The sequence below is a fragment of the Agrobacterium sp. AGB01 genome, assembly GCF_014851585.1.
Lineage (GTDB): Bacteria > Pseudomonadota > Alphaproteobacteria > Rhizobiales > Rhizobiaceae > Agrobacterium.
On record NZ_JACVAB010000011.1, the window covers coordinates 41,180 to 61,279 of the forward strand.

Below are 20,100 nucleotides of genomic sequence, written 5' to 3' on the forward strand. Positions count from 1 at the left end.
GCTCTCCTTTTTTAGGGGTTAGTGCGGTTAACTACCTTTAAGCACCTACTGTTCCGAAAGTGGATTTCAGCGGCCGCGAATACAGCCATGCCTTCGCGCCATAGAATGCAGCCAAACGGTCTCTACAGGGCGGTCATCCTGCCTTTCGGGACTTCAGCTCTTTCGCGACTGACTTCCTGCCCCATCCTCCTGCGCAATATTGAGCCCCAAAAGCTAACCGTCATTCGTTACGCTTCAGCCAAGACAACTGCTAACCGATTGCCAACCCTTGCATGGGCACGACGGCTCGATTGCCCATCCAACCTAGAATAGGTTGACGATAAGCCTGGCCAGCAAGGACTACTATTTGGGCGTGGGTGCTGTGCTGTCGTTCATTCAATTGCTGGATTACACGCTGCCTCCATTCCCGAAGTTGTTTTGCCGTCATAGATATGAGTGTCTTTTCATAGGGAGCGATAATCTCGTCCGGATCGACAATTCCATGCAGGGCGGAGAGAATGTACCAAGGGCGCTTGCCGAGCTTCGACACACGCCCGGGCTTTCTTGAACCATTCCGACTGGTAGAGCTCTGACACGCGCGGGAGGGTGTGGTGGCCTTCGCTTTAACACAGGCAACCAAATGCAACGATACGGTCATGGCATTACTCACTGCGAATTTATGATGGGCATTTTCGTATCTGTTCCATCGTACCGCGACGAGTTCACGCCTCGGCCGACACGATGAAACTCTAGCTCATCATTAGAATGCTGGCTCCGTAACAAGGCCTTTGCATCATCGCCTTTGATATCCGTATCAAGCCATTCATCGTATGTCGCCGGATCCAGGATGACCGGCATACGATCATGGATTGCTGAAATCTTCGGAGTGGCCGGCGCGGTGATGATCGTGCAGCTCGTCACGTTCAGTTTGTCATTATGCGCCCACAGTCCAGCGAGCGAAAAGCCTTTCGCCTCGGGCATCTGAAACAGCCAAGGATCTTTCTTCCCGTCCTCGGCGCTGGTCGTCCACTCGAAATATCCGTCCGCGGGAATGAGACAGCGTGCCGATTTGAACGGCTCCCGAAACGCGCCTGACGTATCAACAGTCTCGATCCTGGCATTGAACATTGCCGCTTTCGGCAACTCTTTGGCGAAGAACGGCACCAGCCACCAGCGGCCATAATCGACCATCAAATGACCGTCGCTGTCCTTGTGCGCGAAATGAACGCTCTGGGTGGGGGCGATATTATAGCGCGGCGGCATGTTCGAGGGCGGCGGGCCTTTATCCACAAAAAGCTACAGAGAGCGTGGATCTCGCTCCAAGTCATTTCATTGGTAAAGCGACCGCACATCAGTGTTATCCCATCCAAACAGGTGATCACAGTTCCGGACAGCGGTAGCGCATTTGTGGGCTGCCCTAAACAATGAAGCCCCGCCAGGCAGCGGGGCTAATTTTGCTCAGGCGCTTGCCCGGATATTGGCATTTCCCATACTTGGTGGTGCGGTCATTACCAGCGGCATGCCAGCCTCAAGACATGCAGCAATAAACGCCTCTCGTGCGACCTCGACTGGTGCAAACCATGAAAGTGCTCCGCGGCATTTATCGACGGCCTTTTTGTACCGTTCGCCACGGCGCAGAGGCCATTCATGTTCAAGATAATCCAGCGCGTCGTAGACACTTAGAAATGTTCGCTCCAGCCCGCATTGCAGGCGCACGCGAACGGGTGCACGAAACAAAACATCTTGGCTGTCCATTTCATACCTCCAATCTAAACAACCAGATCAAGAAGCGGAAAATATATTGGAGTGGATACAGCGTCGTTCAAGACCAGACGACCCATTTTTTAGACCAGATAGGCTCCAGCGAGCGAACTACGCCCGCTCAATATCCGTCTTGGTGAAATCGTCACCTTTGAACAGCAGCGGTAGACGATATTCCTTTGCCATCGCGTAAACGAAGCAATCGCCCAAATTCAACCGCGCCGGACTTGCGACAACCTTTCCATACTCGCGATTTGCAGCCAGGGCTTTACGGTGCGTTGTACCGCTTATCGAAATATCGCGCGCATTGATCAGTGTCAGAAACCTTTCGACCTGGTCCTGAGCATCGTCCAAAAAATCTTTGGGAATTGGTTTATTCGATCCGATCCGATCTTCAGTGTAAATCCGTGCCAGACTAACAACCGCTTCATAGGCCGTAAGCGACGAATACATGATCGGCTTATTGCTCATCTCGATCTTAGCCAAAAGATAGCCGCCATCGTCCTCACTGGCCAAAATTGAGATTATTGCTGAGGCATCCAGATACATTAATCTTCCCACAATTCGTCAGAGATTTTCTTCAAATCAATTGGCCTCGGGTTTGGGCCGCGTTGCGCCGCTACAGCATCCTGCAGTTCTCGAACGCGCTCACGCAACGGCACAGTTTCCTGCGCACGCTTCAATGCGTCCTGCAGTGCGTGGCGAACAGCATCGGTTTTGCTCTTTGCATTCGTAGCCTTCATAACCGCTACTGCCAGTTCATAAACGGCTTCGTCTTTGATGTAGAGTTGTCCCATCTCAAAACCTCTAACATTGGATATCCTTTCTTGTATCATAAGGATATCCATTCGGCAACTAACAAGCCTAAAACAGCCGGATTTGTCCCATTATTTCAACCGTATAATCACGCTTTGGTAGCTCTTCCAAATCCAAAACCGGGGTAGGCACTGGCGCTGCGTCAGACGATAAAAACGCTTTTATCTGTTCGATTTGACCGGCGATTTTGACGTAACGGAGTGTGGATTTCCTACTAACGTTGCATATAATGTGGAACCAACATGCCTGCATTGCAAAATATAACAACTTTAGAAGTTGTGACGGCGACGCGCTTGTCCGTAATCAAATTTGGCAAAAGCCCAGTTTCTCCCGCGCCAAAAATAATAGAAATCTTTAAAGCCACGATTTTATTGACGCTATATACTGTCTATATACGCGGCATTCTTGAATGGAGCCTCACCGTGGACCTCGCCCAATATTCAGATAATGGATTATTTGCCCCAGGTAAGATAGCTCACATGCTGCGAACGACGAGCGAAGAAATTGGTCGCTGTGCAGGCCTCGGCAAAGATGCAATCCAACGCAAGGACCGTATTAGCTCTGACAAAACCCAACGACGCCTACGTGAGATGATGGAGGTCGTTAACAAGGTCGAGTCTCCCTTCGGTTCAGCGCTGATGGCCTATGCCTGGTATCGCTCAGAGCCGCTTTCGGGTTTTCGGGCCAAACGGCAATGCAGCTGGTCCGTAGCGGTCGCGCAGAGGAAGTTCTGGATTACATCGACGCGGTGGACGCCGGCATTCACGCGTAGCTGTGCGAATGAATTATCGTGCGCTTAATCCGATCTATGCGCGTGCGCCTTTGTCCGGACGTGGCGCCGAACTTTATGGCGGTCGATTCAATGCAGGAGGAACTCCGGCCTTCTACACGTCACTGACAATTATGACGGCACTCAAAGAGGCCAATCAGGTCGGTTCGCTGCAACCGACAACATTGGCCTCCTACGAAGCAGATATTGAAAACGTATGTGACTGCCGAGACCAAACTGCCCTTCGGTCGCACGGGATGGATGCTGAAGCGCTAACCGATCCAACTTGGCGTGATCAGATGAAGCTATCGGGTGAATTACGGACGCAATCTTTTGCACGCCAACTTGCTGCAAGTGGCTATTATGGGCTTATTGTTAAGAGCTTTGCACCAGCGTCGACTAATGAGGACCTTAATTTCGTCCTTTGGAAATGGGGAAGTTTGGCTCCCTGCCGCCTTGTACTCGTCGACGACGACAACCGACTATCGAAATAGGATACCCGTGCGCTGGCTAAACTAGCTGTAGCCTCCGATCTTTGGTGGATAAGATTTGAGCTGAAATCTAAGTGTAAAGCCGATTTTGTTAACCCTAAAAAAGGCTGACAATGTCGAAAATTACCGTAGCAGACGGCTGGCAGAGAGTCGGTGATGAGGGAATTACAGAGCCATCTGGACTGGCAGCTTGTCTTAAGAGGCGCTTTGACGCGCAATAAGCGCCGAAAATTTGCGACTTGGCGGACGAGAAAAGGCTCATATTTCAGCAGCCTTGAATTCGCCGAATTTTAAGTCAGTGTATAAGGAATACATTCCTTTTCCGGAGATTGGCCATGGCGCTTGGCGCATCGCATCGCTTGCAGGAAAGCCTGGAGGCGGTCGAAACGATGACACGCTTCGCACTCGCCGTTCTCGCACTTGCTTCGGGCGTGTACACTTATCTGGGTGTTCGTAGTCTTCTGGACGGTTCGCCGACGGCGGTATTCTTCGCCGCCATCATCTATTCCGCCTCCGTATCCGTCGGCATCTATGCCTTTTGGTCGTACATGGCACGTTTCTATCCGCACATCACCGGCCGTTCGAGCCGCACAGCTATGCTTGCGGTGATGGCTATGGGCTGCGTCATGATTTTGGCTATGTCAAGCTGGTTGAACGCCGCTGCTCTCGCAGGATCGGCGGCGCTTGAACAGCACCTTGCGGAAACGGTTGAGGACTACACCGGAGATCTGGACCAAGCGCATCAGAATGCGCTTGCAGCTCAGAGCCTGTTGCCGGACATCCAACGCGCCAAGGAGCGCTTCTCCCAGCTTGCTGAATCCGAACGGCAGTCGGGCGCACTGACCGGGACCACAGGCTCTGGCAGCGTCGTTTCGCTTCTGTCACAAATGTCGTCGCAAATGAACGAGCTGGAAAACGGGATCAATGCATCGCGTGAGCAGGTGACCACTCTGTTTAATGAAGGGCAAAAACGGCTCGAGACGATGCGTGGTCTGGTCTCTGCTCCGGGCGTCGTCGAACCACGGGCCGACAAATTCTCATCAGAAGTCGTGGCCCTCACCGGTGTCATCGCTTCGCTGGGCCAAACTTCGATTGCGCCCTCCATCCGCCGGGCAGCCGACGACCTTTCCCTTGGCTTCATCGCTCCGATTCCAGACGGTGGCGTACAGGATCTGATCAGCCGTCAGGACCGTGTGATGGAGACGATCCGAACCTCTGTTGCGGCTCAATCCAAGGTGCTGTCGGAAGCCGCCGACGAGATCCTTTCGCGTGCTCCCGTGGCCGATCGGCGTTTCGTGCCGCTCTCATCGGCGGAAGCCGTTCTGCGGTATGCCTCGGATTTCATTCCCGCATGGGCAGGGGCCATTTCCATCGATCTGTTACCGGGGGTCATGGTGTTCATTCTGGCGGTGGTAAATGGCGCAATTCGTAGACAGGATGAGACGATGCCGCTTGCCGAACGTATTACGGTGTCTGAGATGATGCAGACAATGGAAATGCAGAAAGCCATCGCGGCCGGATCCATGTCGGCTAGTGAAGTGAAGGCAACAGAGGAAGCTATTGCGGAAACTGAAGGTAGCGCGGAAGATACGGAGGTTAACAACATCACCAGTCTCGGCGTCAACAAAACGCCGCGTAAAGGTCCGGCGACATGAAACCAGCATCTGCGCTCAAGGCCGTACTCAGCATCGATGATGGTGTATTGATGCGCGGTGCCTTCTACGTCCTGCTCGCGGCATCATTGGCCTTTTTGGTGGTCGACATCCGGGAGATCAACACAGCCGAAGCGGCGCGACCCGCTTTTGATACAATGCCGGACCTACCAACCCTTCTCCCGCCGACGACCGCGCCAGGTGCCCAAGGCGCACCACTTGTCCAACCCTCTAGCCCCGAGGAAGTCTTGCGCAAGCCGATGACGTTTAATCTAGTCTCAGGCGGCGTGCTTCTTGCCGAGGGCACCATCGACCCCGGTGCTGCTGGCCGTTTTGCCAATGAGATCGAGGCTCGTGGAGAGTATATCAGATCGGTATCTTTGAACTCACCAGGAGGTGCGGTGGAAGACGCTATTGCGATGTCCAAGCTGATACGGGAGAAGAATATCGCCACAAAGGTTATAGAGAAGGCGCTCTGCGCCTCCTCATGTCCAATAGTCTTTGCTGGTGGCGTGACAAGATCGGCAGAGAGGGATGCCATAGTGGGCGTGCATCAGGTGTTCAATGGTAACATCGAGCGCCCGTCGCCGGAGCAGGCGATGTCTAGTGCTCAGGCAGCCACGGCGCGTATAGCGCGACATCTTGAGGAAATGGATATCGGTGCTGGTTTGTGGATCCACGCGCTCGAAACCCCGCCGAACCAGCTCTATTATCTCACCCCCGCTGAGATGGCGGAATACCGCCTGACGACCGACGCAATCGCTGCAAGTGAACCAAACGCTGGATGACGCTTTACCGGACTTGTCCAAACACGGTGGGCGAGATGCAATACCGGGACTGTTTTCATCAAACATGGCACATCAGCCGTTAGCTTGTTAGACGATGACCGCCATCGATTTGTGGCGTGTTTTTCTGCTAGCGCACGACCCCCTTAGACTCCGTTGATCATTTCTGACAATTGACAATTCTGATCCATATTGTGTGTGATCCGTCGACCAAACAATTGATGGAGAGCGTTATGACCAAGATAGCAACCGAGCCCGTCGAGATAGCTGCAAAATGTCTCGCATGTCATATCAGATATTCCGGAATTTGCGCAGTCATGTCCGTTGAAGAATTGAGCGAGGTCGGGCGGAGAACAATCCGGCGAACGTTCAAGGCAGGCACTCCGATCTTCTTTGAGGGCGACAACGTACGAGCCAAGAACATTGTGAAGGGCGTGGTCCACCTGTCGAAGGGACTATCAGATGGTCGCCAACAAATTGTTGGGCTGCAGTTTTCGTCTGCACTATTGCCCGCTAGGATCAGTCAAGTGACAGCTCAAGCTGCCACCGACAGCGAATTATGTGCCATTCCGAATGCATTGCTTAATGACATCTTGGGCCGTAATCCCAAGGTAGAAGATGCGATGTACAAACAAACGTTGGATGAGCTTGATCAGGCCAGGCATTGGATGTTGTCAGTCGGACGCAAAACAGCCTTTGAAAAGGTCGCGAGTCTTATTCTGATGTTTGTCACGAAGGCGAGTTCCACCTCAGGCGGTGGTTATAAATGTGACCTTCCCCTCACTCGAGCTGAAATTGCTGACTTTCTGGGACTGACGGTTGAGACTGTGAGCCGCAACATGACGAAGTTGAGAGCAAGTGGCATCATTCAACTCGACAACGGAAGAACCGTTGCAGTCAACAGCCTTTCACTCTTGAAAAAGGCTTCGGGCGATTAGTGTCGGAAGTGCAATCATGCCATTTGACGAAAATCTGGGCGATTAGCTGCCAAGGAAACATCGAGGCGTCAGCGCTTATATTACACTAAACTAAAGCGCTCTGAACAATGCGCGAACCAAGCTCGAACATTCTATCACCAGTTGCCAGGTGAAACGTTTAAGCAGTCAACAGTCAAGTATGCATCGACTTGAGAATTCTCAGTCTCGTTGACTGACCGGGCTTTTATAGCCCACTGGCAACGGGGCCGCGATAACTGAGGCGTATTTAACAGAGAGCTTTTTGGAAAGTCTCTTGTCCTGAGACGCAAGTCACTCAAGTGCATTGAGGGATGATAGCAACTGCCGAAGCTGGGGCTCATCGACAAGTGGTGCCGCAACCGATGGCCTAAACCACGCCTTCTGTCGCTGTTCAGTTTCCTTGAACTTTGCGGAGTCCTTAGTCACTCTGAGCAAATGAACAGAAACCTGTAGTTCCCTGTCTCCGTCTTTAAGGTACGAATAAAATCCGATCGGCCTCTTTCGTACCTTCCCCTGAACTCCGGATTCTTCGAAAGCTTCGCGTTGCGCGGCGAGATATGGTGCTTCCTTCCGCTCTATATTTCCTTTGGGTAAAATCCACCGGCCAGTGTCTCGGCTTGTCACCAGAAGTAATTCAAGCTCGCCATGTGGTGAAAACCGGCAACATGCTGCTGCTGCCTGCTGACACGGTCTACCGTGTGCTTTCAAGCTATGACCTAAGAGTCGATCAATGTGCCTGCGAAAGTTCATGGCTTTCTCCCGAATCGAAGGGTATGCGCCAATTCTCTAAAATACAAAGTGTAAGTGTCGTTGCTGACCAATGAGTTAATGTCAGGCCAATGCCTTGGCTTGTGAAAGACTCCGAAATCTAACGACCGACATTTCTCGTGCGTTTGTTTGGGATCGAATTATGGATCGGATGTTTCGAACCAGTGCTTCGGCTGGCGCCAACCAACCAGCTAATCAATGTGCCCCACTACGCTGCGACTTAGGGTGCTGGCGTCAGATAATGAGATTTCTCCGTTCAGAACGCCGATAATCTCAGGAACCGTCATCTCGCGCAGGACAACTTGATAGAGGGCCATCGGCGCCAATGGCCCAACATGTCCGGAAACGATTGACCTGATATCGGCACGTTGTTTTCGTGCTTCACTTCGGCATAGCTCCTCAGTCGCCGCATAGAACAACAACTCGTCAGTGCCAGGAATGATCTGATAAGCCCAAATCCGAGTTTCCATCGTCCATTTCCACGTGATAGTTCGCCACGACTTATACGTGCATCTACAGCGCTATGGCAACGGACGACATGAGTTTTAAAACAAGCGGTTTGACGTAGACGTCATGAACACCGGCATGGGAGCAACAGGATTTTCTCAGGAGTTTGAGCCAGAGGACCACATGGCTACAAGCAACAGTGGAAGGCTCTAATCCTGTTTTTTGCAAACGATAGGTATGCAATAAGGAAGAAACTACAAGTCCTGAAGAAATATTGTGCGTAACTTACAAATCGCTCCATAAAAGTAGATTGCGATAAAATTATACGCAATTACTACAACCCATTTCAACTGATGGTGGGCATATTGCTCTCAACAGCACGCGAATGACGAGCGTGGACTACCCGGCATGAAGCCACTTTCTAAACCCTATACTTCATCTATTCTTTTAGAGAGAACAACATGCTTAGACTCTAAACCAACGCAGCTTCCCTCACTGCACAGCGAAATCTTGCCAGCACGAATAATAGCCTGAGAATCTCGTTTGAGCGCCTTTCGACGGGCCTACGCATTAACGAAATGGCACAGCTACCAGTCTCACCAGCAAAGGCCGGTAATTCTGCTGAAGCTGCTGCGAGCCAGGTGATCGCCAAGGCGCAGACCGAGGATGCCAATCTCAGCAACGCCCAGCTCGTACTCACAAAAATGTCTACGCTGGTACAACAGGCTGGCGACAGCGCAACAACCGCTACCGACCGCGATGCAATCGACCAGGAACTCTCCAGCCTGAAAGGCGAGTTGAAAAGTATTTCTGGTAGCACCAGCAGCGACGCATTGTCCAAGTCCTATGACGGCGGAAATGGCGCCTCCTACAGCTTGGTGGGTGCCGCCGGTTCGCGCGACATCAGCGTTTCTGCATCGACAACCGCTGAAGACTATGCCGGTATGCTGACGGCTCTGAACGGCGCGCGCGATGGCGTTTCTGCAGGCCAAGCCAGCAACAGTGTTACCATGACCACGGCGTTTAAAGACCAGACGGACAGTCTTGTAAACTCTGCAAAAAAGCTCTGGTCTGGATGTGCGTGAACTGACCCAGAATGCGAGTGAAGTATTTTCGAGCGCTACTGCGGCTCGTGAAGCACTGTTTGCAAGCAGACTGCCCATCGGCAATGCCAATATGACGATCCTTCAGGCGGCGCTTCTGCGCGACTAACCAGCCGCGAATTGCGAAATGAGAACGCGTGAGATATCTCTCACGCGTTCATTCGACGTTAATGGATTATTTATCTTTAGCTGCTGGCTCAACCGGTCTGAGCTCTGTCATAGCACGCCGACTGCCATCCATTGCCATGGGATAACTACTGTGCTCGTGAATGATCTTCCACTGGCCGTCGCGCCGGCTCAGAACAACTGTCCTTCTGTTCCAGGCATCAACTGGTCCTTCGCCTTTCTTGACGCCCTTCATTTGGCTAAGGCCGAACACGACAGCCAAATCACCTTCTACGATGACTGTCGGGTTTTGAAGTTCGACGGATACGCCGTTTTCCCAGGTATCGAACCATTCCTCGAGACCGGCGATCCCGTCGTCTGCGGTCCCGACCATTTGGAGCGGAGGAGGCAGATCGAATAAGACAACGTGTTCAGAAACTGGAGTAACAATGGCCCTGGCGTCGCCACGGGCATGTGCTGCGTCCTGATCCTTGATAATCTTGAGAACATCGTTGGCGTCAGACATGTTGGTTCCTCCCTATGTCCATTGAACTGAACGTCAGTTTACTCGTTCATAAAACGCATTCAACGCCGCGACCTCGATACCCAGTTTCGTCAATGAGGCATGCACACTCATGTGATCTTCATCTTGAAGGAAAAACCAGTAATCAAAACCAAAATTGGTCTTCGAACCATCTGCCATGGGCACATCGCGGTGATATTTCCATCGAAAGGCATTTCCGCATTGTCGGCCTTCAGATCTACAGGCCGACCCTGTGATGCCATAAAGTGAACCGTGGCGCACTGGCAGTATCCGCGACGTCAGGACTTCAATTGCTGCCGCAGCTTCTCGATATGCTCCCTACAGAGTGTTTCAATCAGGGTATGAAGTTCAGCCGTTCGCTCCTGAAGCCAGGCAAGTGCCTCTTCGCTGATCTCGAACTGTTTTGAGTAGCGCGCCTTGACGTAGGCTTCGTTGAGAATGTTGTACCATGCGGTAAAGCGCTGCTGCTCACGCGGCCAGATATCGACCAGCCGCCGGTCACGATCCTCGGAAAGCCCGCGTAGGAATTTCAGATTGTGTGAGGGTGGGGAGTAGTTGGTCAGCGTCAGGAGGTAGCAGGAATAGGCTGTCTCGACTGCTTGGTGCAGTTCGAAAACTGCGTGCTTTAGCCGCCTCTTTTGTGCCAGATATTTCGACGTGTCGAGAAACGAGCTTGCAGCAGCAATTCCCTCGTTAAAATGCTCCTCGGCTACCCTGAGCGCATCCGCTGGGCTGAGCGGCTTTGGCTCTGCCAGTGGTCGGTCATCGAACTCGTAGAGAATGATGCCTTCACGGGCGAGATCGACAAAGAAGTACTGCCCGTCATGCAGGAAATTGCTGATCTCGCGGGCACCATGCACGATCAGACCAACAGGCGTTTCGATTTCCTTATCCCACATCAGCCGGTCGGTGGCCTTGTCCCAGTATTTCGGGTCGGCCAGTTCCTTGTTGCTGACGATCACAAGAATATCGAAATCCGAACGATAGCCTTTCGAGGTATGCGGTTCGTCGACAAAGGTACCGCGGGCATAGGAACCAAACAGGATGATCTTGTAAATCCGCCCGTCTTTTTTCGCATCCGACTTCGAACGCTCGACCACGCCGGCAAACTCTTCATGGATGATGCGTACGATCTTTTCCAGTTCGACCTGCTTTTTCTGCGGAAGATGTCCGATATCCGATTTCATGGCCCCACCATCGATTCTGCTGAACCGCCACCTTAACCGCGATCGGTGGGCCATTGCCACTCCACAATCTTGTAGTGGTTGTCAGGAGAACCTTCGGTGCGAGTGCGGAGCTGAAGCAAACAGCGAGTGGCGGATAGGAATGTTGCCGGGGTCGGAGGTTGGGACTGAACCATGGAGCTTCAAGATCGTGTGGATTCCGCCCAAACGATTGTTGGGACAGTCTGCAATTATTGACTACCCATTAATTGCTTTCGATCTACTCCTCGGGATGACAGGACTGAATGGTTGTGCTTTGGCTTTAGTGATCGGAAAGATTGCGCAAGTTCGTAACGTACCACTGCGACGATGTTGCCATTGTGCAACGCTTAAAATCTAAAAACGCAAAATCGGATTAAATCTGGTTTTCAACTTCCGGACAAGCACATGCTGAGAGCCTGTAAAATATGAGTAATCTTATCTTGTTTGATTTTTGCGGTCCTTCGACTGTCACAAGTCGTTCTTGCGTAAGCAAATCGTGTTCCGTAAGCAGGCTTCTAACCGACCGACTAAAGCAACTAAGGCAAGCTTCGTGTTCCTATGAGCGTCAAGACGGAAGAGATCACCGCACTCTATGTGGCCGAACATGACAGGCTGGAACGTCAGATTTGCAGGCGAGTCGGATGCCGGGCAACCGCTTGTGATCTTGTCCATGATATCTTCTTACGCCTATGGGAGCGGGCTACGGATCGAAGGGGCGATGAGGCCGCCTATCTGTCCCGATGTGCTAGGAACGCGGCAATCGACCATAATCGGTCGGAGCGTTCACGTCGTGAATTCTTTGTGGGAATGCTTCCTGAGCAATATGCGCCAGATCCCGTTTCACCCCATGAAATCGTTTCCGCCAGACAGGAAATCAAGAGCATTGATAATGTCCTTGCATCGCTTCCCAAACGAACGAGGCACATTTTTCTTCTCAATCGTGTACACGGGAAAACTTTCTCAGAAATAGCGGTTGCAATGGGTATCTCTCAGCGTGCCGTAGCAAAGCATATGGCGCACGCTGTGGCTGCGTGCGTCGAGGCCATGTAGTAAGAGCGATTTCCGCTTTATCGGAAAACGTAGTAAGGCGGTTCTGAATAATCCGGCGCGGCTCCATCCTGTCAAATGAACAGAATAGAAATGACTTCAACAAACCAGCCTCCACCACATCGTTCGAGTTTGCAGATACGCGACGAGGCGAAACGTTGGTTTGTCGTTTTGCTACAGGCACCAAGTGTGTCAAAGCACAAAGAGTTCGAAGCGTGGCTCGACGCGGACCCGGAGCATTTTGATGCCTACCAAGTTGTCGAAACGGCCTGGCATGCGAGCGAAAAACCCGGAGAAAAGCTAGCTCAACAGCAATCCGATGAGTTAGCCGGCTACCTCCAGATCATTGATCAGAACAAACGCGACAAGAAGACTTTGCGCCGCCTTTCTGGAGTGAGCGTATGTTTCGCATTCCTCCTGGGTGGTGTCATTTGGCTGGAGCGTCCTGGTCTACTAGAGGATTTCTCTGCGGACTACGTCACGGCACGGGCCGAGCGCCAGCGTATTACACTTGCTGACGGTTCAGTGGTTCTTCTCGATGCCGATAGCGCCTTGGTGGAAAATCACTCCTCGACCGAACGACGCGTCAGCCTTTTGCGCGGCGGGGCCTTTTTTGATGTGAAACCATCCCAAACCCCATTTGTTGTCGAGGCAGGCAATGGTGAGGTTCGTGTCTTGGGAACAGGTTTTGACGTGCGCATTGTAGACGAGGGTGGCGTCGTGACGCTTGAGCATGGCAAGGTTTCTGTCCGCACCAATGAGGCCGCGGCGCAGACAATCCTGGCACCGGGGCAGCAGGTCCACTTCAGTTCGACCGGCGTAGGGGCCGTCCAGAATGTTGACCTTGAAGATGCGCTTGCCTGGAGAGTGGGGCGCTACACGTTTTACCGTGCTCGCCTTGCGGATGTCGTGCGAGAAGTTCAGCGATATCGCAACGGTCGCATCGTGATCGCCTCGTCCACGCTTGGCGACGAACGGGTGACGGGAAGCTTTTCATTGGCGAACACGGATGCTGCTCTTTCGTCGCTGCAAGCCAGCGTCGGTTTCCGCATGAATACGCTGTTCGGCCGCATGACGGTGATTGGACCATAATTTTCATGAGCATTCTCAGATGCTTATAATATTTTTGCAAAAAAAGTGTTTTTTTAAGGTTCAGTGATCGGCCTCCTCATACGTGAACGTAGTAGGGAGCACGGAAAACCATGTTTGTGTTTCAACCGTGCCCGACAGTATTCGTAGTGAGAAGGGCATAAGATCATGACGGGGCAGGGAAAACACGCGGTCCGCTTTGTAGTGGCGGCTGCGTTGATGACGGCTGCAGGCGCGGGCTCGATCAGCGTCGCACAGGCACAACAGCAAGCAACACAACGCCAGTTCAGTTTCAATATTTCACAAAAACCGGTCACCCAGGCGGTCAACGAGATCGGTCGCATCACGGGGCTTTCCGTCGTATTTCGTGAGGAGCGGCCGATCACCGCGTCTGCCAATCCTGTGCGGGGCTCGCTGACTGCCGAACAGGCGCTCAAGACGCTGCTGTCCGGAACAGGGCTTGGCTACCGCTTCAGCAATGCGGCGACAGTTCAGGTGTATGATCCTGCAGCGGTGAGCGAAGACGCAACGGCAGTTTCAGTTGATGGCTCTACAGCCCTGCAAACTATCAGCGTCGAGGGAGAAAGTGCGTTCGGTCCCGTTGATGGCCTTGTTGCCACACGGTCTGCCACAGGTACCAAGACAGATACACCCCTCATCGAAGTTCCGCAGTCCATCAGCGTCATCTCCGCGACGGAGATACGCGACCGTGGGACAGAATCTGTAAAGGACGCAGTCAGATATAGTCCCGGCGTTGGCGTCGGTGGCTCTGATAGCTCCATCCGGTCATTCGACAACATGTCGGTCCGCGGCTTTGCGCCGGCACCGCTCTATCTTGACGGTACCTATCTTCCATATACGGGCGACAGTGGCGGCTCTCCGCAAATCGATCCCTATCTGCTCGAGCGTGTGGAGGTGATGAGGGGCCCCTCGTCAGTGCTCTATGGCCAGAACTATCCAGGTGGAATTGTTAATATGGTCAGCAAACGGCCAACGAGCACACCTCTCAGAGAAGTCGTCGTAGGAACAGGGACCGACGGGAGAGCCCACAGCGCATTCGATGTTTCCGGCCCTGTCGCAGACAGCGATCAGTATTTCTATCGCTTGACAGGTGTCGCTACCCGCACGGATACAAACATAGACTACACAAACGAAAAGCGGCTGATGATCGCGCCATCGTTCAGCTGGAAGCCGCAAGACGGTACCGAACTAGCGATCATCACACATTTTCAAAAAGACAAAGGTCGGCCCGACTATCGTCCACTTCCTTACGAGGGAACGGTTGTTTCTAGCCCGCTTGGCAAGATTGACAGGGACTTTTTCACGGGTGAGCCGGATTATAACCGCTATGAACGCAGCCAGGCGGTTATCGGTTATCAATTCGACCATGAATTTGACGATGTTTTCTCCGTCCATCATAACGCAAGGTATATTTACGTTGACGATTCCTACAGGACGTTCTTCAGCAACGGCTATGTCACAAGCGGCGGCGTAACCGATTATACGCAGCTCAACCGCAGTGCGTACGATTATGCCTCCAAAAACTCCGTCTTTGCCACCGATACTAACCTTCAGGCGCGTTTTGAAACAGGACCTGTCGAGCACAAGGCGATTGTTGGCGTAGACTATAAATGGTTCAAGAATGATTATTCCGGCTACTATGGATTCGGGAATACGCCGATAGACATGGTTGATCCGATCTACGGCAACTATACAAGGCCGACCCTCGGCGCGCGGTGGGATAACCGGATCAGCCAGCTTGGCTTTTACGCGCAAGATCAGATTAAATGGGATAACTGGATCCTGACTTTAGGGGGACGTTACGACACTGCGTGGCAGGACGACAACGATATTCTCGGTTCCCTCCGCTCTAAGAAGACGGACCAAGACTTTACGGGCCGAGCAGGTCTTACCTACCTGTTCGACAACGGTTTTGCTCCATATGTAAGCTACGCAACATCATTCATGCCCTATTCCGGTTTCGATGGTAATTCCAATCCATTTAAGCCGACAACCGGTCAACAGTATGAGGTCGGCTTCAAATATCAACCACTTGGCTACGACGCGATGTTCACTCTCTCGGCCTATGACCTGAAGCAACAGAATGTGCCGACATACGATATGTTTACCAGTGTAGCGTCCCAAACGGGCGAAATCCACGTCCAGGGTGTGGAATTCGAAGCCAAGGCTACATTTTTTGACAGTCTAGATGTCATTGCGGCAGCCTCGTACACGGACTCGGTTTACTCCAGAGCCAATGATGGCACTCAAGGCAACAAGGTGCGCTTCATGCCGCCCGTGGCTGCGTCACTCTGGGTCAAATACAATCTTCCAGAAGGTCCATTGGAAGGCCTTGGTGTAGGAGGTGGCGTCAGGTATTCGGGTAGCGGTTATGGTAACGCAGTAAACTCGTTCAAATACCCGGCTTATACCGTCTTTGATGCTGCGATCTCATATGACTTTGGCGTGAAAAACGAAGACCTCAAAGGGCTTAGTTTGAACGTGACCGCCTCGAACGTTTTCGACAAGACGTACGTTTCAGGATGCAGCTATCTCAATGCCTGCTTCTATGGCCAAGCGAGAACGGTCGCTGCAAATCTAAGCTACAAGTTTTGACTGGTTGGCACCCGCCATTTTTGTGGTGGGTGCCATTGCCATCTGCAAAATCCTGAATTTGATCGGCGACAAGCCTATGCCCTCTGCAGTTTTATTTCATATTCTTGGCGCAATGCGAATTCTGATTGTGACCATCGGTGTCATCACAAGCGGGGCATCAGTTTCGAGCGCAAACAGTTTTCCTCGCAGTGTTTCACATGCGTTTGGCGAGACAATTATTTCGAAAGAACCTGTCCGTGTCGTTACGCTGGGCTGGAGCGGTGAAGACGCGCTGCTTGCGCTTGGTATCCAGCCTGTAGGGATGACACGTTACCGTTTTTTTGAAAGTGGAATGTTTCCCTGGGTAGAAGCGAGAATCGGAAATTCTGCTCCTCTCCTTCTTTCAGGTGAACTGGACTATGAGGAAATCGCTGCCCTGCGCCCAGATCTTATTCTAAGTGTGTATTCCGGTATGGATCATCTCAGTTTCCAGCGGCTTTCAGCGATTGCTCCTACCGTGGCATATCGATCGGGGCCATGGAAGGCCGACTGGAAAGAGCAACTCGAACTTGTCGGTGATGCTGTAGGGAAGCTGGATCAAGCAAGAGTTCTTGTTTCAAAGACAACAGCCGTGTTGTCTACGCTCGCAGATACCTACCCTGTTATGGCCGGAAAGAGCTTTACCTTTGGGACTTATTTTGGCGGCGGCAACAATGTCGTCATATACCTCCCGTCCGACCCAAGAGTGAAGGCGTTAACGGAAATGGGGTTCGTTTCATCGGCCGGCGTTGCGGACCTTGAAAAAAAGCATCCTGGGGAGACTTCCGTCGCGGTAAGCCTCGAAGAGATTTCCCTCATTGACGCTGACGTGCTGATCATGTGGTACGGTGAGGGAGCGCGTGCTGCAGCGGAGGCACAGCCTTTATTCAACACTGTCGGAGCCGTGAAACGCGGATCCTATGTTGCACTCGAAGACCCGGTCGATGTCTGGTCGACATCCGCTCTCAGCGTACTTTCCATTCCTTACGGTTTTCCAAGATTTGTACCGCGTCTCGCCGAGGCGGCAAGACGCTCGCAGGAGTAACGTGATGCGTAACCTTCAGAACCAGGCTGTTGTGAACACAGCTGCCAACATCTCCGATGCCGATCAGGGGCATGGGCATTCCGCGGGTGATGATCATGACCACGCGCCATACATCGAAGATTATTTTCTGGCGACCACCTCGTTTGTGGGACAACCGTCTCCCTCGTTGGTGCGGGTAATTCTGAAGGTCGAAGGTGGCGAACGGCTCGTGGGAAGCGGCCACCCGGACGAGTGGGTGAGACTTGCGCTCAAACCTGATGAAGCGACACCTGTAACCCTGCCGGTTCTTATGGAAAGTGGCAAATGGGGCAGGCCGGACGGATCTCAGCATTGCCCGAACCGTCCATACACGATCCGTCGGTGGAATGCCGATACCTGCGAGATGACGATTGATCTGGTTACGCATAAAGGTGGTGTGGCTGCGGAATGGGCAATGCGGGCGAAGGTCGGTGATGTCGTCGGCGTCTGCAATCCCGAAGGTCGCTTCTGGATCCCGAAGGGCAGTGCCTGGCTTTTGATGTTGACCGATATTACCGGCCTGCCAGCGGTTGGACGCGTGCTGGAGGAATTGCCCGCTGGTTTCAAGGCCATCGTACATGTGGAAATCGCTTGCGAGGAGGATCGACAGCAGGTCGAAACTCGTGCTGATGTATTGATGTCCTGGCACGTCTGTCACGGTCAGCGACCAGATAGGGCCGGTTACACCGAGTTGCCGCGCATCGCTGGGACAATCGACAAGTTGCCGGACGGGCCCGGTTACATCTATATCGCCGGTGAGGCCAAGGCAGCATCCGCCTGCAGGGCGCATTTCCGCGATGTGCTCGGTTTTGACAAAAACCGCATTGATGCGATTGGATATTGGATCGAAGGGCAGGCGCGGGTTTGAGTGCCACATCCCCTGTAGCAGCTGGCGTTGAGCAAGACCGCCGCGCTACTGCAACGACAAAAACGGTTCGATGGTCTGTTCTGGTCATCGGCCTCATTGTGCTGACTTCACTCTGTTTTGCCAGCCTGCTTGTTGGTGCGCGCGCAGTGCCACGGGCGACAGCGATGGATGCCTTGTGGTTCTACGATGCAAGTTCGGCCGAGCACACCGTCATCCACGACTACCGCCTGCCACGCACGTTGCTCGGTTTGCTGTGTGGGGCAGCGTTTGGCGTTTCAGGCGCGCTGATCCAGGCGGCAACGAGGAATCCGCTGGCCGATCCCGGCATACTGGGCGTCAATGCCGGTGCTGCATTCTTCGTAACGCTCGCGGTTGGTCTGTTCGGATTTCATTCCATTGATGCCTATCTATGGTTTGCCTTTGCCGGTGCGATCATCGTCACTCTTGCTATTTATGCCCTGGGTGCTGCGGGTCGAGATGGCGCAACGCCGGTGCGGCTGGTACTGTCAGGTGTGGCCATTGCCGCGGTGCTTGGTGGCATCAGTTCGGCGATCACCCTACTTGATCCATCCGCTTATGATGCGATGCGCATGTGGTCGATCGGCTCGATTGCCGGGCGCGACATGGGGGTGGTCGCTGCTGTTGCGCCCTTCATCGGGGCTGGCGTGCTGATCGCCCTGATCGCAGCCCGTCCCTTGAATGCCGTGTCGATGGGCGATGATCTCGCCCGTTCGCTGGGTGTCAACATTCTGCAGGCCCGTATCTTGACCCTGATTGCCGTGACACTGCTGGCAGGGGCCGGAACAGCCGCCGGTGGGCCAATCGGTTTTGTCGGGCTGATGGTGCCGCATGTGGTACGCTGGTTTGTGGGCCCTGATCAACGCTGGATCATTCCGTTGACAATGATCTACGCACCGGCACTGTTGCTGTCCGCCGATATTGCGGGACGTCTGATCCTTTATCCGGGCGAACTTGAAGCCGGCATCGTCACCGCCTTTATCGGTGCGCCTGTGCTGATCCTGCTCGCACGGCGCAGACAAGCGAGCGGACTATGACCCATCAACCCTCTTCCTCCTTCAATTTGGGCCGGGCCAGCCTTGCGGTTCGTCTGCTCTCCGGGCGATTATCATTGCGGCTTGATGGCCGTGCATGTGTGGTGGCGGTGCTGCTTCTTGCTGTGTCTGCCATCATCACGGTCGCATCACTGCTGAGCGGCAAATATCCGATTGCCCTGTCTGACGCCCTGAATGCACTCGCCGGCCAAGGCGATGATATGGTGCAGATGATCGTGGTGGAATGGCGTCTGCCACGGGTGGTGCTGGCATTCCTGCTCGGCGGTGCGCTCGGCATGAGTGGGGCGATCTTCCAGTCATTGACCCGCAATCCCTTGGGCTCGCCCGATATCATTGGTTTCTCGGCCGGCTCCTATACCGGAGCACTGGTCGTCATGCTGCTGCTGTCAGGTGGTTATTATCAGACGGCGGCAGGTGCGCTGATTGGTGGCATCATCACGGCGATGGCCGTCTATCTGCTGGCCTATCGGCGTGGTGTGCAGGGTTTTCGGCTGATCATCGTCGGTATTGGTGTGGCCGCGATGCTATCAGCCTTCAACGCCTGGATGATCCGCGAGGCCGATCTGCAGGTGGTGATGTCGGCTGCCATCTGGGGGGCAGGCTCGCTCAACGGTCTTGGCTTCGAACAGCTTCTGCCTGTCGTCGTCGTGCTTTGCATCGTGGTGCCGCTGACGCTCCTCCTAGCCCGGCCAATGCGCCAGCTTGAGATGGGCGACGATGCGGCTCGCGCTTCCGGCGTCAATGCCAACCGTACACGCGCTTTGCTGACGATACTCGGCGTGGCACTGACGGCTATCGTCACGGCTGCAGCAGGCCCGATCTCCTTCATTGCACTGGCTGCACCACAGATCGCACGACGGCTGACGCGCGGGGCCGGTGTCGCGTTGATACCGTCTGCCTTGATGGGTGGTCTTCTGCTTCTGGCTGCCGACTGGGCTGCACAAC

Annotated in this window: 22 protein-coding genes and 2 pseudogenes; 14 read left to right on the top strand and 10 right to left on the bottom strand. The window is 53.4% G+C overall.

Translation table 11 applies throughout. The features are described from left to right. Positions 1-250: 250 nt before the first annotated feature. The 5 genes from IB237_RS26620 to IB237_RS25795 all read right to left on the bottom strand — a co-directional run bounded on the left by IB237_RS26620 (position 251) and on the right by IB237_RS25795 (position 2,588). Positions 251-637, bottom strand: a complete 387-nt coding sequence (locus IB237_RS26620) for a DUF6884 domain-containing protein (RefSeq protein WP_371815413.1) — start codon at positions 635-637, stop codon at positions 251-253. A gap of 8 nt (positions 638-645) precedes the next feature. Then, positions 646-1,269, bottom strand: a complete 624-nt coding sequence (locus IB237_RS25780) for an SOS response-associated peptidase (RefSeq protein ID WP_371815414.1) — start codon at positions 1,267-1,269, stop codon at positions 646-648. A 168-nt stretch (positions 1,270-1,437) separates the two neighbouring features. Next, positions 1,438-1,734 carry a DUF982 domain-containing protein gene (locus tag IB237_RS25785; RefSeq protein WP_192491580.1) on the bottom strand — a complete coding sequence of 99 codons (297 nt, stop codon included), beginning with the start codon at positions 1,732-1,734 and terminating at the stop codon, positions 1,438-1,440. 117 nt (positions 1,735-1,851) lie between these two features. Beyond that, positions 1,852-2,289, bottom strand: a complete 438-nt coding sequence (locus IB237_RS25790) for a type II toxin-antitoxin system VapC family toxin (RefSeq protein ID WP_192491613.1) — start codon at positions 2,287-2,289, stop codon at positions 1,852-1,854. Further along, a complete protein-coding gene (locus tag IB237_RS25795; protein WP_246788324.1) occupies positions 2,289-2,588 on the bottom strand; it encodes a type II toxin-antitoxin system VapB family antitoxin in 300 nt (99 codons plus the stop codon). The genes IB237_RS25790 and IB237_RS25795 overlap by 1 nt, the downstream gene beginning before the upstream one ends. 390 nt (positions 2,589-2,978) lie before the next feature. Here IB237_RS25795 and IB237_RS25800 point away from each other — a divergent pair. The 5 genes and pseudogenes from IB237_RS25800 to IB237_RS25820 all read left to right on the top strand — a co-directional run bounded on the left by IB237_RS25800 (position 2,979) and on the right by IB237_RS25820 (position 7,191). Next, positions 2,979-3,328: pseudogene (locus tag IB237_RS25800) on the top strand (MbcA/ParS/Xre antitoxin family protein). A gap of 8 nt (positions 3,329-3,336) precedes the next feature. After that, positions 3,337-3,819, top strand: coding sequence for an RES family NAD+ phosphorylase (locus IB237_RS25805; RefSeq protein WP_192491614.1), 483 nt, complete (start codon positions 3,337-3,339; stop codon positions 3,817-3,819). Between the two features lie 332 nt (positions 3,820-4,151). Next, positions 4,152-5,471: a hypothetical protein gene (locus IB237_RS25810; protein ID WP_192491615.1), complete on the top strand. Its 1,320-nt coding sequence runs from the start codon at positions 4,152-4,154 to the stop codon at positions 5,469-5,471. After that, positions 5,468-6,256 (top strand): hypothetical protein, encoded by a 789-nt coding sequence (locus IB237_RS25815; RefSeq protein ID WP_192491616.1) that lies wholly within the window; start codon positions 5,468-5,470, stop codon positions 6,254-6,256. The genes IB237_RS25810 and IB237_RS25815 overlap by 4 nt, the downstream gene beginning before the upstream one ends. A gap of 230 nt (positions 6,257-6,486) precedes the next feature. Further along, positions 6,487-7,191 (top strand): Crp/Fnr family transcriptional regulator, encoded by a 705-nt coding sequence (locus IB237_RS25820; RefSeq protein ID WP_192491617.1) that lies wholly within the window; start codon positions 6,487-6,489, stop codon positions 7,189-7,191. 309 nt (positions 7,192-7,500) lie between these two features. Here the strand turns inward: IB237_RS25820 and IB237_RS26625 are convergent, their stop codons facing one another. After that, entirely contained in the window at positions 7,501-7,959 is a 459-nt protein-coding gene (locus tag IB237_RS26625) for an NUDIX hydrolase (protein ID WP_192491618.1), read from the bottom strand. A gap of 209 nt (positions 7,960-8,168) precedes the next feature. Further along, positions 8,169-8,447 carry a hypothetical protein gene (locus IB237_RS25830; RefSeq protein ID WP_192491619.1) on the bottom strand — a complete coding sequence of 93 codons (279 nt, stop codon included), beginning with the start codon at positions 8,445-8,447 and terminating at the stop codon, positions 8,169-8,171. A 465-nt stretch (positions 8,448-8,912) separates the two neighbouring features. Between IB237_RS25830 and IB237_RS25835 the strand changes: the two are divergent. Together IB237_RS25835 and IB237_RS26475 are read left to right on the top strand one after the other, a co-directional pair. Further along, positions 8,913-9,509: pseudogene (locus IB237_RS25835) on the top strand (flagellin); the annotation flags it as partial. After that, on the top strand, positions 9,502-9,636 hold the full coding sequence (locus tag IB237_RS26475) for a hypothetical protein (RefSeq protein ID WP_256435735.1): 135 nt from the start codon (positions 9,502-9,504) through the stop codon (positions 9,634-9,636). The pseudogene IB237_RS25835 and the gene IB237_RS26475, both read left to right, overlap by 8 nt. Positions 9,637-9,702: 66 nt before the next feature. Here IB237_RS26475 and IB237_RS25840 read toward each other — a convergent pair whose 3' ends face one another. Genes IB237_RS25840 through IB237_RS25850 form a run of 3 tightly spaced genes read right to left on the bottom strand, consistent with a single transcriptional unit; the run spans position 9,703 to position 11,363 of the window. Further along, positions 9,703-10,158 (bottom strand): nuclear transport factor 2 family protein, encoded by a 456-nt coding sequence (locus IB237_RS25840; protein ID WP_192491620.1) that lies wholly within the window; start codon positions 10,156-10,158, stop codon positions 9,703-9,705. Between the two features lie 33 nt (positions 10,159-10,191). Beyond that, entirely contained in the window at positions 10,192-10,437 is a 246-nt protein-coding gene (locus tag IB237_RS26480; protein ID WP_192491621.1) for a DUF3833 family protein, read from the bottom strand. 17 nt (positions 10,438-10,454) lie between these two features. Next, entirely contained in the window at positions 10,455-11,363 is a 909-nt protein-coding gene (locus IB237_RS25850) for a nucleotidyltransferase and HEPN domain-containing protein (protein WP_192491622.1), read from the bottom strand. 576 nt (positions 11,364-11,939) lie between these two features. Between IB237_RS25850 and IB237_RS25855 the strand changes: the two genes are divergently transcribed. The 7 genes from IB237_RS25855 to IB237_RS25885 form a co-directional block, all read left to right on the top strand. After that, positions 11,940-12,431: an RNA polymerase sigma factor gene (locus IB237_RS25855; RefSeq protein WP_192491623.1), complete on the top strand. Its 492-nt coding sequence runs from the start codon at positions 11,940-11,942 to the stop codon at positions 12,429-12,431. Positions 12,432-12,521: 90 nt separating this feature from the next. Next, a complete protein-coding gene (locus IB237_RS25860; protein WP_192491624.1) occupies positions 12,522-13,520 on the top strand; it encodes a FecR family protein in 999 nt (332 codons plus the stop codon). Between the two features lie 165 nt (positions 13,521-13,685). Further along, positions 13,686-16,133, top strand: coding sequence for a TonB-dependent siderophore receptor (locus IB237_RS25865; RefSeq protein ID WP_192491625.1), 2,448 nt, complete (start codon positions 13,686-13,688; stop codon positions 16,131-16,133). Between the two features lie 4 nt (positions 16,134-16,137). Further along, a complete protein-coding gene (locus IB237_RS25870; protein ID WP_246788326.1) occupies positions 16,138-17,196 on the top strand; it encodes an iron-siderophore ABC transporter substrate-binding protein in 1,059 nt (352 codons plus the stop codon). A gap of 4 nt (positions 17,197-17,200) precedes the next feature. Beyond that, the gene (locus IB237_RS25875; protein ID WP_192491626.1) at positions 17,201-18,082 is read left to right on the top strand and encodes a siderophore-interacting protein; all 882 of its coding nucleotides are present in this window, start codon (positions 17,201-17,203) and stop codon (positions 18,080-18,082) included. Next, positions 18,079-19,137, top strand: coding sequence for an iron chelate uptake ABC transporter family permease subunit (locus tag IB237_RS25880; protein WP_192491627.1), 1,059 nt, complete (start codon positions 18,079-18,081; stop codon positions 19,135-19,137). The genes IB237_RS25875 and IB237_RS25880 overlap by 4 nt, the downstream gene beginning before the upstream one ends. Further along, the coding region (locus IB237_RS25885) for an iron chelate uptake ABC transporter family permease subunit (RefSeq protein ID WP_192491628.1) at positions 19,134-20,100 on the top strand (967 nt) is incomplete at its 3' end. The genes IB237_RS25880 and IB237_RS25885, both read left to right, overlap by 4 nt.

What these genes read in the sequence shown, in the direction of transcription:
- IB237_RS25795 (WP_246788324.1), bottom strand. Translation starts at nt 2,588, where the DNA reads ATGGATATCCTTATGATACAAGAAAGGATATCCAATGTTAGAGGTTTT.
- IB237_RS25810 (WP_192491615.1), top strand. Translation starts at nt 4,152, where the DNA reads ATGGCGCTTGGCGCATCGCATCGCTTGCAGGAAAGCCTGGAGGCGGTC.
- IB237_RS25840 (WP_192491620.1), bottom strand. Translation starts at nt 10,158, where the DNA reads ATGTCTGACGCCAACGATGTTCTCAAGATTATCAAGGATCAGGACGCA.
- IB237_RS25875 (WP_192491626.1), top strand. Translation starts at nt 17,201, where the DNA reads ATGCGTAACCTTCAGAACCAGGCTGTTGTGAACACAGCTGCCAACATC.
- IB237_RS25860 (WP_192491624.1), top strand. Translation starts at nt 12,522, where the DNA reads ATGACTTCAACAAACCAGCCTCCACCACATCGTTCGAGTTTGCAGATA.
- IB237_RS25790 (WP_192491613.1), bottom strand. Translation starts at nt 2,289, where the DNA reads ATGTATCTGGATGCCTCAGCAATAATCTCAATTTTGGCCAGTGAGGAC.
- IB237_RS25855 (WP_192491623.1), top strand. Translation starts at nt 11,940, where the DNA reads ATGAGCGTCAAGACGGAAGAGATCACCGCACTCTATGTGGCCGAACAT.
- IB237_RS25865 (WP_192491625.1), top strand. Translation starts at nt 13,686, where the DNA reads ATGACGGGGCAGGGAAAACACGCGGTCCGCTTTGTAGTGGCGGCTGCG.
- IB237_RS26620 (WP_371815413.1), bottom strand. Translation starts at nt 637, where the DNA reads ATGACCGTATCGTTGCATTTGGTTGCCTGTGTTAAAGCGAAGGCCACC.
- IB237_RS25830 (WP_192491619.1), bottom strand. Translation starts at nt 8,447, where the DNA reads ATGGAAACTCGGATTTGGGCTTATCAGATCATTCCTGGCACTGACGAG.
- IB237_RS25805 (WP_192491614.1), top strand. Translation starts at nt 3,337, where the DNA reads ATGAATTATCGTGCGCTTAATCCGATCTATGCGCGTGCGCCTTTGTCC.
- IB237_RS26625 (WP_192491618.1), bottom strand. Translation starts at nt 7,959, where the DNA reads ATGAACTTTCGCAGGCACATTGATCGACTCTTAGGTCATAGCTTGAAA.
- IB237_RS25850 (WP_192491622.1), bottom strand. Translation starts at nt 11,363, where the DNA reads ATGAAATCGGATATCGGACATCTTCCGCAGAAAAAGCAGGTCGAACTG.
- IB237_RS25815 (WP_192491616.1), top strand. Translation starts at nt 5,468, where the DNA reads ATGAAACCAGCATCTGCGCTCAAGGCCGTACTCAGCATCGATGATGGT.
- IB237_RS25785 (WP_192491580.1), bottom strand. Translation starts at nt 1,734, where the DNA reads ATGGACAGCCAAGATGTTTTGTTTCGTGCACCCGTTCGCGTGCGCCTG.
- IB237_RS25820 (WP_192491617.1), top strand. Translation starts at nt 6,487, where the DNA reads ATGACCAAGATAGCAACCGAGCCCGTCGAGATAGCTGCAAAATGTCTC.